This window comes from Pseudomonas sp. GD03842, from assembly GCF_029841165.1.
GTDB lineage: Bacteria > Pseudomonadota > Gammaproteobacteria > Pseudomonadales > Pseudomonadaceae > Aquipseudomonas.
In genome coordinates this window covers 215,449-228,628 of the sequence record NZ_JAOCEA010000005.1, presented here as the reverse complement: position 1 = coordinate 228,628, position 13,180 = coordinate 215,449, and the positions used below count along the sequence as shown (strand labels likewise).

Annotated in this window: 10 protein-coding genes; 5 read left to right on the top strand and 5 right to left on the bottom strand. The window is 61.4% G+C overall.

Annotated features, from left to right (window positions below):
• The first annotated feature begins 48 nt into the window (after window positions 1-48).
• The 4 genes from N5D61_RS09625 to N5D61_RS09610 all read left to right on the top strand — a co-directional run bounded on the left by N5D61_RS09625 (window position 49) and on the right by N5D61_RS09610 (window position 5,423).
• Window positions 49-1,584: an HDOD domain-containing protein gene (locus N5D61_RS09625; RefSeq protein ID WP_108239421.1), complete on the top strand. Its 1,536-nt coding sequence runs from the start codon at window positions 49-51 to the stop codon at window positions 1,582-1,584.
• A gap of 45 nt (window positions 1,585-1,629) precedes the next feature.
• Window positions 1,630-2,445: a rhodanese-like domain-containing protein gene (locus N5D61_RS09620; RefSeq protein WP_279892280.1), complete on the top strand. Its 816-nt coding sequence runs from the start codon at window positions 1,630-1,632 to the stop codon at window positions 2,443-2,445.
• Window positions 2,446-2,488: 43 nt separating this feature from the next.
• Complete coding sequence (gene asd, locus N5D61_RS09615; protein ID WP_177411104.1) at window positions 2,489-3,358, top strand: archaetidylserine decarboxylase; 870 nt, start codon at window positions 2,489-2,491, stop codon at window positions 3,356-3,358.
• Between the two features lie 280 nt (window positions 3,359-3,638).
• The gene (locus tag N5D61_RS09610) at window positions 3,639-5,423 is read left to right on the top strand and encodes a molecular chaperone (protein ID WP_279892278.1); all 1,785 of its coding nucleotides are present in this window, start codon (window positions 3,639-3,641) and stop codon (window positions 5,421-5,423) included.
• 71 nt (window positions 5,424-5,494) lie between these two features.
• Here N5D61_RS09610 and serB read toward each other — a convergent pair whose 3' ends face one another.
• The gene (serB, locus tag N5D61_RS09605) at window positions 5,495-6,712 is read right to left on the bottom strand and encodes a phosphoserine phosphatase SerB (protein WP_108239417.1); all 1,218 of its coding nucleotides are present in this window, start codon (window positions 6,710-6,712) and stop codon (window positions 5,495-5,497) included.
• A gap of 130 nt (window positions 6,713-6,842) precedes the next feature.
• Between serB and N5D61_RS09600 the strand changes: the two genes are divergently transcribed.
• Window positions 6,843-8,369 carry a HAMP domain-containing protein gene (locus N5D61_RS09600; RefSeq protein ID WP_108239416.1) on the top strand — a complete coding sequence of 509 codons (1,527 nt, stop codon included), beginning with the start codon at window positions 6,843-6,845 and terminating at the stop codon, window positions 8,367-8,369.
• 146 nt (window positions 8,370-8,515) lie between these two features.
• Here N5D61_RS09600 and N5D61_RS09595 read toward each other — a convergent pair whose 3' ends face one another.
• From N5D61_RS09595 to N5D61_RS09580, 4 genes are all read right to left on the bottom strand, one after another.
• Window positions 8,516-9,223, bottom strand: a complete 708-nt coding sequence (locus N5D61_RS09595; protein ID WP_108239415.1) for a PqiC family protein — start codon at window positions 9,221-9,223, stop codon at window positions 8,516-8,518.
• 180 nt (window positions 9,224-9,403) lie between these two features.
• Entirely contained in the window at window positions 9,404-11,662 is a 2,259-nt protein-coding gene (gene parC / locus N5D61_RS09590) for a DNA topoisomerase IV subunit A (RefSeq protein WP_108239414.1), read from the bottom strand.
• Between the two features lie 10 nt (window positions 11,663-11,672).
• Window positions 11,673-12,194, bottom strand: coding sequence for a TIGR02281 family clan AA aspartic protease (locus N5D61_RS09585; protein ID WP_108239413.1), 522 nt, complete (start codon window positions 12,192-12,194; stop codon window positions 11,673-11,675).
• The gene (locus N5D61_RS09580) at window positions 12,191-13,150 is read right to left on the bottom strand and encodes an esterase-like activity of phytase family protein (protein WP_279892424.1); all 960 of its coding nucleotides are present in this window, start codon (window positions 13,148-13,150) and stop codon (window positions 12,191-12,193) included. Before N5D61_RS09580 ends, N5D61_RS09585 begins: the two co-directional genes overlap by 4 nt.
• Window positions 13,151-13,180: the final 30 nt, after the last annotated feature.

Sequence of the window (13,180 nt, the reverse complement as noted above, 5' to 3'; positions counted from 1 at the left end):
CCACCATTCGACGCCGATCAAAACCTCCCAGCCGTATGGGCCTTGCGAATGCAATCAGAAAAAGCCTCCACGTTCCCCGTTCCGCAGACGCTCGATGCTTGGGTCAAACAGCTCGACAGCATCGCGCTGCCCGTACCGGCTGCCGCCTACACCAAAGTGCATTCAGCGCTGAACGACAGTCGTCGCTCCCTGCGAGAGATTGCCGAGCTCATGCAGGACAGCCCGGCCTTGGTTCTCAGCGTGTTGCGAGAGGCCAACCTCAAGGCGGGTGGCCTTACCGAGCCTGCGGAAAGCCTCGAAGTGGCTTTGAACCGTCTGGGCCTGGCGCGCACCGGCACCTTACTGGCCCGCCTGCCCAGTGTCGAATTGCAGAGCATTCCGGTCGCGTTTCGCCAGTTGCAACTGATCAGCCAGCACGCCACGCAGCAGGCGTACGGACTTTTCGCCAATCAACTGGCACGCCTATGGCAAGACATCCACTTGGGCAGCCTGTTGTTTCTTGCGCCTCTGTGGCCGATGGCACTGGCACATCCGAAGCTGCTGGAGGAGTGGGAGCTGCGGGTCATCCACAAGGGCGAGAGCGCGAAAGTCGTAGAAAAGGCGCTGTTCGGCGTGCGGCTGGTGCAGCTCTGCCAAGCGGTGGCTCAACACTGGCAGTTGCCCATCTGGGTGACGCAGGGCTATGACCTGCTGATTCGTGAGCAGCGCAATCTGGTGAAAGTGCTGCGTATCGCGCACGAACATGACAATCCGCTTCAACGGCAGCAGGCGCTGGACGCTGATCTGCCATTGCGGCGCTGGCTCAATCAGCCCGCCAATACGATATTGCTGGCTAATGGCTTGGCGCTGTCAGCTCAACAAGCGTGGGACACGCCGCACAATCTGCGCTGGCAGTTGCTGACCAGTCTGTACCTGCAACAGCCGTTCGACGAACTGCAGCAACAGGTGCACCAAAACGCCGTTGCCAGCGCACGCCATCACGCCGCGCCCGGCGTCTGGCACCCGGCCGAGGCGCTGCTGTGGCCTTGGGAAGCGCGACGGGTTCACAAAGGCCTGCTGCCTGCGCCTGCGCCGTCGGCCGAAGCGCTGCAGATGTGGCGCAAGCACTGCGGCGATTTACTCAAAGAGCCCAGCGCTTTCACCAATGCCATGCACCTGACCACCTGCGCTCGGGATGCGCTTCTGGCGGCAGGCATGCGACGCACAGTGCTGCTCATGATCGATCGCAAGACCGACACCTTGCGTGTGCATCAACTCGCCGGGGTGCCTTCGGCTGCCGCCGCGCTGCTGATTCCGTATCGCGACAGTACCGTGTTGCAGCGTCTGATGGCACAAGCCACTCAGTTGCGCCTGACGCCCAGCAATAACGCCCAGTTTTCCGCGCTTCTGCCCGTTCAGCTGCGCAGCCTCTTTCCGGGCGAAAACCTGCTGATCCGCTCGCTGGCGAGTCAGGGCCGGGTGGTGATGGTGGTCCTGGCGGATCAGGGCGGGGGCCCTTTTTCGGAAATGACCGTCCAGGCGTTCGGTAAGACCGGACAATGCATCGAGAAGGCGCTTACCACCTTTAGCCAACGCAATGGCTGACGCCTGAGCTACAATTCCTCCCTTTTCACGATCCGGAGTTGTCACATGTCTGCCTTCTCAAGCTTGCCGCTGGTGATCGAGCCCGCAGACCTCCAGGCACGCCTTGGCGCTTCAGAACTGATCCTGGTCGACCTGACGAGCGCCGCCCGTTACGCTGCCGGCCACATTCCAGGTGCTCGCTTCGTCGATCCGAAACGCACACAGCTGGGCCGACCGCCTGCTCCGGGCCTGTTGCCGACCCAGCCGGAACTGGAAAGCCTGTTCGGCGAGCTGGGGCATCACCCGAATGCCACCTACGTGGTGTACGACGACGAGGGCGGCGGTTGGGCCGGCCGCTTCATCTGGTTGCTGGACGTGATCGGCCACTCGAATTACCACTACCTCGATGGCGGTGTCCTGTCGTGGCAAGCCGAGGGCCTGCCGCTGTCCACAGAGGTTCCCGCACCCGCGGGCGGCCCCGTCGCACTCAAGATCCACGATGAACCCACGGCCACCCGTGAATACCTGCGCAGCCGCCTGGGCGCACCGGACCTGGCCATCTGGGACGCACGGGCCCCGAGCGAGTATTCAGGCGAGAAAGTGGTGGCAGCGCGAGGCGGCCACATCCCTGGGGCGATCAATTTCGAATGGACGGCAGGCATGGATCCGGCCCGCCAATTGCGCATTCGCGAAGACATGCCGCAGATTCTGGAAAGCCTGGGCATTACGCCTGACAAGGAAGTCGTGACTCATTGCCAGACCCACCATCGCTCCGGCTTCACGTACCTGGTGGCCAAGGCGCTCGGCTATCCGCGGGTCAAGGGCTATGCCGGGTCATGGGGCGAATGGGGTAATGACCCAGAGATGCCAATCGAGAAATGACGGGGCGCCCCGCGATCTGAACTCCTTTTCAAACGCTTTAGGAATCTTGATGAAACAGCGTCTGTTTATCCTTTTTCAATACCTGCTTCCCCACCATCTGCTGTCGCGCCTGGCGGGCTGCGTTGCTGAATGCCGCGTGCGCTGGTTCAAGAATGCGTTCACGCAGTGGTTCGTGCGCCGGTACCAAGTGGACATGTCCCAGGCGCTGGTGGAAGACTTCACTGCCTACCCGCACTTCAACGATTTCTTCACCCGTGCACTCAAGCCAGGCGCTCGCCCCCTCGACGAGACACCGGGGGCAATCCTCTGCCCTGCCGATGGCGCGGTGAGCCAACTGGGCCCCATCGAACATGGCCGGATCTTCCAGGCCAAAGGCCATAGCTTCAGCGCGCTGGAACTGCTGGGCGGCGATGCACGCCTGTCGGCGCCATTCATGGGCGGCGAGTTCGCCACCATCTACCTTTCGCCGAAGGACTACCACCGCGTACACATGCCGCTGGCAGGGACATTGCGGGAAATGGTCTACGTGCCCGGTCGCCTGTTCTCGGTCAACCAGACCACAGCCGAAAACGTGCCTGAACTGTTCGCGCGCAACGAACGTGTCGTGTGTCTGTTCGATACCGAGCGCGGCCCGATGGCGGTCGTGCTGGTGGGCGCGATGATCGTGGCTTCTGTCGAGACGGTCTGGGCAGGTCTGGTGACGCCACCGAAACGCGAGCTGAAGACCTTCCGTTACGATGAAGCGGCCCGCGCGCCCATCCATCTGGAAAAAGGCGCCGAGCTGGGACGCTTCAAACTGGGATCGACCGCTATTGTCCTGTTCGGTCCAAACCAAGTGAAGTGGGCTGAACAACTGACCGCGGGGGCGCCCACCAGAATGGGGCAACTGCTGGCGACGCCCATCCAGGTGTGACTTGCTGCCTCGATAACATCGAGGCGCAGACGGGCGGGGCAGCCGTGATCCACACGCCCCGCTCTGTTCGTAATAACCGAAGCAACGCAATTCACTTGCAATATCAGTTTGACATTAATGGCTGCGACTTGGCGCCGATGCTGGTAAAGTCATCCATCGGTGCTGTAGGAAACTTCTCTTTCAATTGACGTAAACTCGCTCGTTTAGCTGGATCGCGGCGCCGTTGCATGCCGTTTGACCGCGCCATTCGGGCTGATAGTTGTCGGAGTTTGCCTGTCACATGAGTAATTTAAGTCTCCCGCTGTTGTTGCGCGCCCCCGTGCCGACGCAGTCGAGCCTGTCGTTCTGTGACGCGACGCCAAAAGACCTCAAGCGCTGGATCGCCACGCTGCCCAAGGCGAACCTCGGCGAAATGGCTCGTCAGTTGTACCAAGGCCTCGGCGAGTTGAATCAACTGCTGACGCCGAGTGAAAACCGGCTGCAATTGCTCGAACTGCTGCGTCCGGAAGTCGCCTTCGTCTGCAAGCACTTGGAGCGGCACTTTCTCAACCAGTCAGTGGTGCTGGAGGAGCGGCCGCGCAAAGTGGCCAACTTGTGCCAGGCCCTGCAAAACCACCTGGCAGTCGGTTACAAGCAAATCATTGTCCGCGTGGCTCCCAAACTGAGTCGGGACCGCACCGCGCTGCTGACCACCGCCCTGCAACGTGCGTTGCATTGCCTCAATGGTCCGCTGATTCGCGCCAATCAGTTGTATTGCCCGGTTCAGGACGGGCTGTGGATGGAGCTGCACCAGATCTACCAGATCGCGAGACAGCACCAGCTTCACGCAATACCGGTGCCCGATAACCAGGCGCATCACACCCGAACCCTGACCGTCGAGCAGACCTACATCGTGGCCCTGCTCATGGGGTGCTCGCGCTGCAATCAGATGCGTCAGCACAATATCGGCAAGCTGGCCGATGCGCTGGATGCGTGGAGCGCCATGGTCACGCTGCAACAGCCCTTCGACGAGTCGAGCCTCTACGCCGTCGCCTTCGCCTCCGATACGGCGCCGCGCTATACCTCGCTATTCACCGACGATCAACGCAGCCAACTGCTCGGGTTCAACCCTCGGCCTCTATCGGCCGCGCTTGAGCGTTATATCGAAACGCCCCCGGAACAGCGTTCGCAGTCCTATCTGCATGTTCCGCCCGGCCTGTCGATCGACGTGCTGCAACACCTCGCGGCAGCATGGGGCGATGTGTCGGAGCGGGCATTTCAACGGACGCCGGGCCAGGGCACGCTCACGGTTTGTGTCGGGATGAGTGCCTTGCATTATTTTGTGGGCGGCCAGCGCTGCTTCAGCGATTTGCTGCAGGTCGACCACGCCGCCGTCGGCAGGATGACCGAATACACGTTGCAACCGCTGGAGTCGGCCCGGCACGACCCTTGGGGTCAAGCCATGGACGTCCAGCGCGCAAGCTCCTCCAGCACGATGCTGCCGTTCGAGGAAATCGAGTATCAGGGCAGCGATGCCGAGGCGGCCGCCGCCGCTGACGGGCAGAAAAGCTTTCCGACTTACAGCCTGAATATCGTCAACCACAGCCCCGGAGGTTATTGCCTGGCGTGGCCGAAGGATGTTCCGGACCAATTGCAGGCCGGTGAGATGATCGGCATTCAGGATCATGGCCACGGCTGGAGCATTGCCGTGGTGCGCTGGGTGCGCCAGGTGCGCAGCGGCGGAACGCAAATGGGTGTGGAGCTGATTGCGCCGTTCGCTCAGGCGTGCGGCATGCAGTTGCTGCGTACCGAGCAGAGCAGCCAATACCTGCGAGCGCTGCTGTTGCCGGAAGTACGTGCGATCGACGTGCCTGCAACGGTGTTGGCGCCTCGCCTGCCTTTCGACAACGGCAACAAGGTCATGATCAATAACTGCGGCGAAGAACGCCCCGCCACCCTCAACGGGCGCAAGGCAACGACGGGTAACTACAACCAGTTCGAATACGAGATGCTCGAAGGGCCCAAGAGCACTACGGAGCAGTCGGGCCCGGAACAGGAATTCGATTCGCTGTGGACGGTGCTGTAAGGCATTACGCGCCTACTCCAGACCTCTGAAGGTGTGGGCGCAAGCCTCTGCGCCCATGGGGCGGTTGCGATTTACAGGCTGCGCCCTTCCCGATCGCGGAAACCCAACAGGTACAGCACGCCATCGAGCCCCAGCGTCGAAATCGCCTGCTTGGCGGACTGTTTGACCAATGGCTTGGCGCGGAACGCCACGCCCAACCCCGCAATCGCCAGCATCGGCAGGTCGTTCGCGCCATCGCCGACCGCGATGGTCTGCTCCAGACTCAACCCTTCTTTCGCAGCCAGCTCTCGCAGCAGATCCGCCTTGCGCTGGGCATCGACGATCGGCTCTACGGCGACGCCTGTGCATTGCCCGTCGACCACTTCCAGTTCGTTGGCGAAGATATAGTCGATACCCAGCTTCGCCTGCAGTTGACGGGCGAAATAGGTGAAGCCGCCCGACAGGATCGCCGTCTTGTAACCGAGGCGCTTCAGCTCGGCGAACAAGGTCTCTGCGCCTTCGGTCAGGCGCAATGAGGCACCAATTTCATCCAGCACCTTGATGTCCAGACCTTTGAGAAGGGCCAGACGCTCTTTGAAGCTGGCGCGGAAGTCCAATTCACCACGCATGGCCCGTTCGGTGATCTCCGACACCCGCTCGCCGACGCCGTGCGCCTTGGCCAGTTCGTCGATGACCTCCGCCTCGATGAGCGTCGAGTCCATGTCGAATACCGCCAGACGACGATTGCGGCGGAATACCGAATCCTGCTGAAACGCGATGTCGACGTTCAACTCCTGCGCGACATGGAGGAATTCGGCGCGCATCTGTTGGGCATCTGCCGGCTCCCCACGCACTGAAAACTCGATGCACCCTTTGCCTTTGTCAGACGGCATGTCGAGCGGCATGCGCCCCGACAGTCGGTCGATCCGCTCGATATTCAAACCATAGCGAGCCGTGATCCCACTGACTGTCTGCAGTTGCTCGGCGGTCACTTTGCGGGTCAAGAGCGTCACGATGTGCCGGTCCTTGCCCTGATCTTCGACCCAGTGCTGGTAATCGTCATCACTCACGTGAGTGAACAGCACGTTCAGGCCCAACTCGTCGGCCTTCAATTGCACCCGATCCAGTAGCGTCGAGCCGCTTTCGGTGTCCGGAATCTGCACCAGGATACCGAACGACAGCGTGTCATGGATCACGGCCTGACCAATATCCAGCACCTCGGCGTCACCCTGGGCCAGAACGCCGGTGATGGCGGCCGTCAGGCCCGGGCTGTCTTCGCCGGTGATGTTTATCAGGACAATTTCGCGCAAGGCGCACCCCCGGTGTGAAAAAAAAGCGCATTCTACTCACTTTCAGTGACCGCCGGGCACAGTGAGCGCTTTGCCGTATCTGGGTCGCTCGCTATACTGCGCCCCAACTTCTCCAAGAGAGCCGTGCTCAGTGAACCGGCCCACGCCAGTAAAAACCGATAATTTCTTCTTGCTGATCTTCCGGGCATTGCGTCATCGACGCGTTCCGATTGCTTTGCGCATCGCCAGCCACAACGTGATCCTCGTCGCGCTGGCGCTGGTGATCTACGCCTGCGTGATGGGTTTGCAGTTCAAGCAAGCCATGCACGAACAGGCCGACGCACTGGGTCAGGCCCTGACGACGCAAACGGCGACCTCTGCCACCGAGCTGCTGGTGTCCAACGACATCCTCAGCCTGAACGTGCTGCTGGGCAATCTGGTCAAGAACCCGCTGGTGGCGCACGCAGCGATCTACAGCGTGGACAACCGCATTCTCGCCGAAGCCGGTCAACGCCCGAAAAACGGCCTGCTCGGTCAGACGGAAGGCCTCTACGAGACCAAGGTCACCTTTCAGGACGTGGTCGCCGGCACATTGCGCATCAGCCTGGACATGAGTCAGTTCCAGCAACCACTGACCATCAGCCTGCAAAGCATGGGGATTCTGGCCGGGATTCTGCTGGCGCTGTCATTGGCACTGAGCCTGCGTCTGGGACGGCACATTTCCACCCCCATGCTGCAATTGCGCATGTGGTTGCGCTATATCGACCCTTACACTCCGGCCACTGATCGCCAGGATGAAATCGGCGATCTGGCCCGTCAGCTCAAGGCGTCCTACGCGCCGCCCGAACCCGAGCCGGCCCCTGTTCCCGAACCCGAACGCCTTGATGACGATGACGAAGACGGGGCGCCCGAGTTCGACACCAGCGACCTGGGCGAGCCTGAATTCGACGACGAACCCAAGCCTCGGGCCACGGCCATCCCCGCTCGCCGCATCGTGGCCGAGGAAGATGAAGAGGACGATCCCTTCGCCGATCTTCGTGACGACACGCCAGTGGCGCAGAAACCTGCACAGCGCCCCGTGTTGCCGGTGGCGCCCTCGCAGCCCCAATTCAGCGCAGTGCTGGCCGTCCAACTGGGCTCGCAGGAGCAACTGCGCCGCCTGCCCCGCGCCCGCCTGACCGAGCTGCTGGAGCGCTACCGTGACTGCATCGATCAGGCGGCATCGCTGTACGACAGCGAGCTGCACACCTTGAACGATGGCAGCTCGCTGATGGTGTTCAGCATGCAGGACAGCGGTGACGACTATCTGACCAATGCCATCTGCTGCGGTGAGCTGTTGCGGGCCCTGAGCCATGCCCTGCAGATCGAAGTTGCGGACAGCGGCATCACCCTGCAATTGCAACTGGGCCTGACCCTGGGCGAAGGCCTGCACGGCATGAACCAGATCGACCTGCTGCTGACCGAAACGGCACAGGATGCACTGGCGCTGTCGCAACACAGCCGTAACCTGCTGCTGGTCGAGCGCAAGATCAGCGAAGACTCCACCATCCGCCAACGCGCCCGCATTCGTTCGATTGCCAGCCCAGAAGGTGCCAGCTGCGTGGAGCGCTTGATGGAACCTTATCCGTCCATGCTGGAGCGCCAATTGGCTCGCATGCATGAGGCGCGCAAGGCCTGACTAAGAGGGGGCTGCTCTGGAATCCGTTCCAGGGATGCCCTCTTCTGATTTCGCGGGAGCCGTCAGGCAGTATTCCCTCCATTGCCATCTCGATCACAAGCCACAAAAAAGCCCGCATCGCTGCGGGCTTTTCGTATGCGCTGGACTCAGAAGCGGAATACTTCGAGGTCAGTGCGGATGGGTGATGCCATTGGAATCTTCGGTTTGTCCTGATCGGTCCGGGTCTTGGCTGGCTGGGCAGCTTTCTTCGGCTGATCAGCGACCAAAGGCTGATTGGCTACCGGTTTGACCGCCACGCTCAACTGATCGGCCAGCCGCTGCAGGAGAATACCCTGAGCCTTGACCTGCGCCGCGGAGGTGCCTGAATGCGGCTCCTCAAGGTGAATGAGCTTGCTGTCGCGCACCGTCCCACGACGGTCCAGCAAACGCCACTGAGCGTCGAGCACGGCCGGCTGGTTCTCACCGGAATCCAGACGGGTGATCGACAGCACCACTTGAACGTCAGGGCTGAAGTTCGCCGCCGCTGGCGCCATGACCACCCGCTGACTGTCCAACTTCCACGCTAACTGGCGCAGCAGCAATTGGTCGATGTCCGACGACAGGCTGCCCGCCCATCGCCCGTCCGCCGATGCCGTCAGGCTGCCGTCAGGCTGACGCTGAAGTAATGTCTCCCGTTGCAGATAGTCAGCAATGGAGACCGGCCCCAGCAAAACGGCCATGCCTGCACTTTGTTTAGGTTGCCCAGGATCGCCACTGTCCAGCTGATAGAGCGATTGGGGCTTATGTACGCTACACCCGGCCAAACCAAGAACGCCGGTCAATAACAGAACAACAGGAACGCGTAAGAAATTCATCATTCCGTCCAAGTGAACGCATACAGCGCATCCACGATGTCAATAACCTGTGAAACATGAAGGCACTGAGCCACGCCAGTGCCGAACGACGTCATATCATCCGTGAATATGCGTCGTGACTCCAGCGATTCTGCGTCGATCTTCATGACGAAACGAATATCGAACACTCCAAACGCCGCTTCACGTAGCGCTTTCCACCAACAACGCGTCCACCCGCTGGAAGCCGCGCGGTAACTTGTTGCCCCGACGGCCTCGTTCGCCTTTGTAATGCTCCAGGTCATCGGGCTTCAGCGACAGCGTTCGCTTGCCCGCCTGGAGCACAAGCGTGGCGCCATCGGGAACCACGGCCAGATCCGTCACGAACTCTTCGCGACTGGCCACACGTTCCCCTGGAATGCCGATGATCTTGTTGCCCTTGCCTTTGCCCAACTGAGGCAAGTCGCTGATTTTGAAGACCAGCAGTCGTCCTTCGGTGGTTACCGCCGCCAGCCAGTTCTGATCACGATCCGGCACCGGGCGTGGCAGGATGACTTTCGCACCGGCAGGCAAACTCAGCAGCGCCTTGCCCGCTTTGTTCTTGGCTTGCAGGTCTTCCCCTTTCACCACGAACCCGTAACCGGCGTCGGAGGCAATGACGTAGAGCGCATCGTCGTCCGGCAACAACACGCATTCGAAGGTGGCGGCAGGGGGTGGCGTCAGACGGCCGGTAAGCGGATCACCCTGGCCGCGAGCCGACGGAAGGCTGTGCGCGGCGAGCGAATAGCTGCGCCCTGTGGAATCGATGAACACCGCGTACTGGTTTGAGCGCCCCGCCGCTGCAGCCTTGAAACCGTCCCCTGCCTTATAGGAGAGGCCGGTCGCGTCGATGTCATGACCCTTGGCGCAGCGCACCCAGCCTTTTTCGGACAGGACGACGGTGACAGGCTCGGTCGGCATCAACTCGTTTTCGGACAGGGCCTTGGCTTCGGCACGCTCGACAATCGGCGAACGACGATCGTCGCCATAGGTTTCAGCGTCCTTGATCAACTCGCTGCGCACCAGCTTGCGCAATTTCGCGTCGCTGCTCAGCAACGCCTGCAATTTGGCCTGTTCTTTCAGCAACTCGTCCTGCTCACCGCGCAGCTTCATCTCTTCCAGGCGCGCCAACTGACGCAGGCGGGTGTCGAGGATGTAGTCGGCCTGGATTTCGGACAGTTCAAACCGTGCGATCAGATCGGCTTTGGGATGATCCGATGTGCGGATGATGTGAATCACTTCATCGAGGTTGAGATAAGCGGTGAGCAAGCCTTCCAACAGGTGCAGGCGCTTTTCGACCTTGTCCAGCCGGAACTGCAAGCGACGGCGCACCGTGGTGATCCGGAATTGCAGCCACTCGGCCAGCAGCGCCTTGAGGTTCTTCAGCTGGGGTTTACCGTCCAGACCGATGATGTTGATGTTGACCCGGTAGCTGGATTCCAGATCCGTGGTCGCGAACAGGTGCTGCATCAATTCGTCGGCGTCCACACGGTTGGAGCGCGGAATGATGACGATACGGCAAGGGTTTTCGTGGTCCGACTCGTCACGCAGGTCTGCGACCATCGGCAGTTTTTTCGCCTGCATCTGTGCGGCGATCTGCTCCAGGACCTTGGCACCCGAAACTTGGTGGGGCAAGGCCGTGACCACGATGTCCCCGTCTTCGACGCGGTAGACCGCCCGCATGCGCACCGAGCCGCGACCGCTTTCATAGATCTTCAGCAAATCGGCGCGAGGGGTAATGATCTCGGCTTCGGTTGGGTAATCAGGGCCCTGCACGTGTTCGCAGAGCTGTTCGGTCGTGGCTTTCGGCTCATCGAGCAAACGAACGCAAGCCGCTGCGACTTCGCGCAGGTTGTGTGGCGGAACGTCGGTGGCCATGCCCACCGCGATCCCAGTGGTGCCGTTGAGCAGGATGTTCGGCAAGCGCGCCGGCAGTACGGCCGGCTCGTCCAGCGTGCCATCGAAGTTGGGGACCCAGTCCGCCGTGCCCTGCCCCAGCTCGCTGAGCAGCACTTCGGAATAGCGCGACAGCCGCGCTTCGGTATACCGCATGGCCGCGAAGGATTTTGGATCATCCGGCGCGCCCCAGTTGCCCTGGCCGTCCACCAGCGTGTAGCGGTAGCTGAACGGCTGGGCCATCAGCACCATGGCTTCGTAACAGGCCGAGTCGCCGTGGGGGTGGAATTTGCCGAGTACGTCACCGACGGTACGCGCCGATTTTTTATGCTTGGCGTCGGCGTCCAGGCCCAGTTCGCTCATGGCGTAGACAATGCGTCGTTGCACTGGCTTGAGGCCATCACCTATGTGCGGCAAGGCCCGGTCCATGATCACGTACATGGAATAGTTGAGATAGGCCTGTTCGGTGAAGTCAGCCAGTGAGCGGCGTTCTACGCCATCCAGGCTGAGGTCAAGGGAGTCGCTCATGCGGGCCTCATCATTTCGTCGTCTGACGCAGCAGCAAAGTGCCGCCGCGCTGGGTGAATTCAAGTTGTTTGATGGCGCTCATACCCAGCAGCACCTGATCACCGTCCAGACCGGGCACCACCAGAGCGCGCACGTTGTCCAGGACGATGTCGCCAATTTGCAGGGTTCGCAGCGTCGTGCGGAAAGCGTCCGTCCGGCCGTTGGCCGTGTTGACCTCCACGCGAGCGCCACGCTCCAGCCGCAGTGTTTGCGCAACGCTGTCGGGGATCGCGACCTGAGTCGCACCGGTGTCCAGCATGAACGCCACGGGGCGCGCATTGATCTGCCCCGTCATCACGAAATGCCCTTGGCGATTGCTCACCAGGCGCACTTCCACATAACCGTCACCGTGTTCCGAGGTCACGGTGGTATTCGGGTTTTCCTGACGCTGCTCCCAGTCGCCAAAAAAACGCGTCGCCAGAAACAGCGCTGCAGCCCAGGCCATGATCAACATCAGGCGCCCGGCGCGCTTGCCGGGAGGCGCCTGGCTCAAGGCTTGCCGCCCCAGCCGCCTTGCGGGGCGGCAAAGCGCCAGACGATCGGGCGTTTTTCGCCATCGGCGCGCACGCCGAAGTTGTTGTCCGTCCCGACCCACGCGCCGGTTTCGTCAACGATCAGCGCTTCCGTCAGTCCGTATTTCTGGTCGTACAAGCGGTTGGGTTGCAACGCCTCTTTGGCGAACGACCAGCAGGTTTCCAGTTGCCCCGTTTCCAAAGCCCGACGGCAGATGCGATAGGCCGCGCGCTCCAGGGTGTAAAGCTTGCCCTTGTACAGCGAGACGTCGGAAAAATCCTTGGCCACGGATTTGCCGCCCAACTGCGGCGGCAGCACATCGTTCCCGGACTCCACCCGCAAAATGCAACTTGCACCGCAGGCCCAACCATCCTTGCCACGCTTGACCGTCAGCAGCCCGCGCTTCTCGCGCTCGGCGGCCAGCCAGAGCTGATCGCCTTCGGGACTGACGGCAATGCCTTCGAAAATCGCATTGAAGTGCTGCAGCATCCCCGCCGACTGAGCCTCCTCCACCACCTTTTTCGGCAACTCCAACCAGCTCGCAGGTCCCTCGACGGGCACCTTCAGGACCGTCGCATAGGCTTCACTGACCAGATACCGATTGCCAGCGGAATCACAGGTGACGCCCTCGAAATCCAGATCGCCCCCACGAATCAGTGCAGAAGCCTTGGCCATCCCTCGTAAGGTGGCCGACAACCCGCTGTCTGGAATTGGCGGAATGTCCAGCACCTGTGCACGCGCTTTCCAGACAGTCGCGGTGGTGTCCAGGCGATACAGCAACGTGTCGTCACGATCGGAGACTGTCCACAGGGTACCGTTGCACGACGCCAAGCCGGATAGATTGCCGCCGACCATGTCATCGACGGCGTGCTCGGACAGCAGCTTCAGTTCCGGCAAGGGCTTGTGGGCAACCGGCTCGGCGGCAAAAACGGGCATGGCGGTCAGCAACAGGGCTGCCAGCCAGAC

What these genes read in the sequence shown, in the direction of transcription:
- N5D61_RS09595 (WP_108239415.1), bottom strand. Translation starts at nt 9,223, where the DNA reads ATGAATTTCTTACGCGTTCCTGTTGTTCTGTTATTGACCGGCGTTCTT.
- parC (WP_108239414.1), bottom strand. Translation starts at nt 11,662, where the DNA reads ATGAGCGACTCCCTTGACCTCAGCCTGGATGGCGTAGAACGCCGCTCA.
- N5D61_RS09625 (WP_108239421.1), top strand. Translation starts at nt 49, where the DNA reads ATGCAATCAGAAAAAGCCTCCACGTTCCCCGTTCCGCAGACGCTCGAT.
- N5D61_RS09620 (WP_279892280.1), top strand. Translation starts at nt 1,630, where the DNA reads ATGTCTGCCTTCTCAAGCTTGCCGCTGGTGATCGAGCCCGCAGACCTC.
- N5D61_RS09580 (WP_279892424.1), bottom strand. Translation starts at nt 13,150, where the DNA reads ATGCCCGTTTTTGCCGCCGAGCCGGTTGCCCACAAGCCCTTGCCGGAA.
- N5D61_RS09610 (WP_279892278.1), top strand. Translation starts at nt 3,639, where the DNA reads ATGAGTAATTTAAGTCTCCCGCTGTTGTTGCGCGCCCCCGTGCCGACG.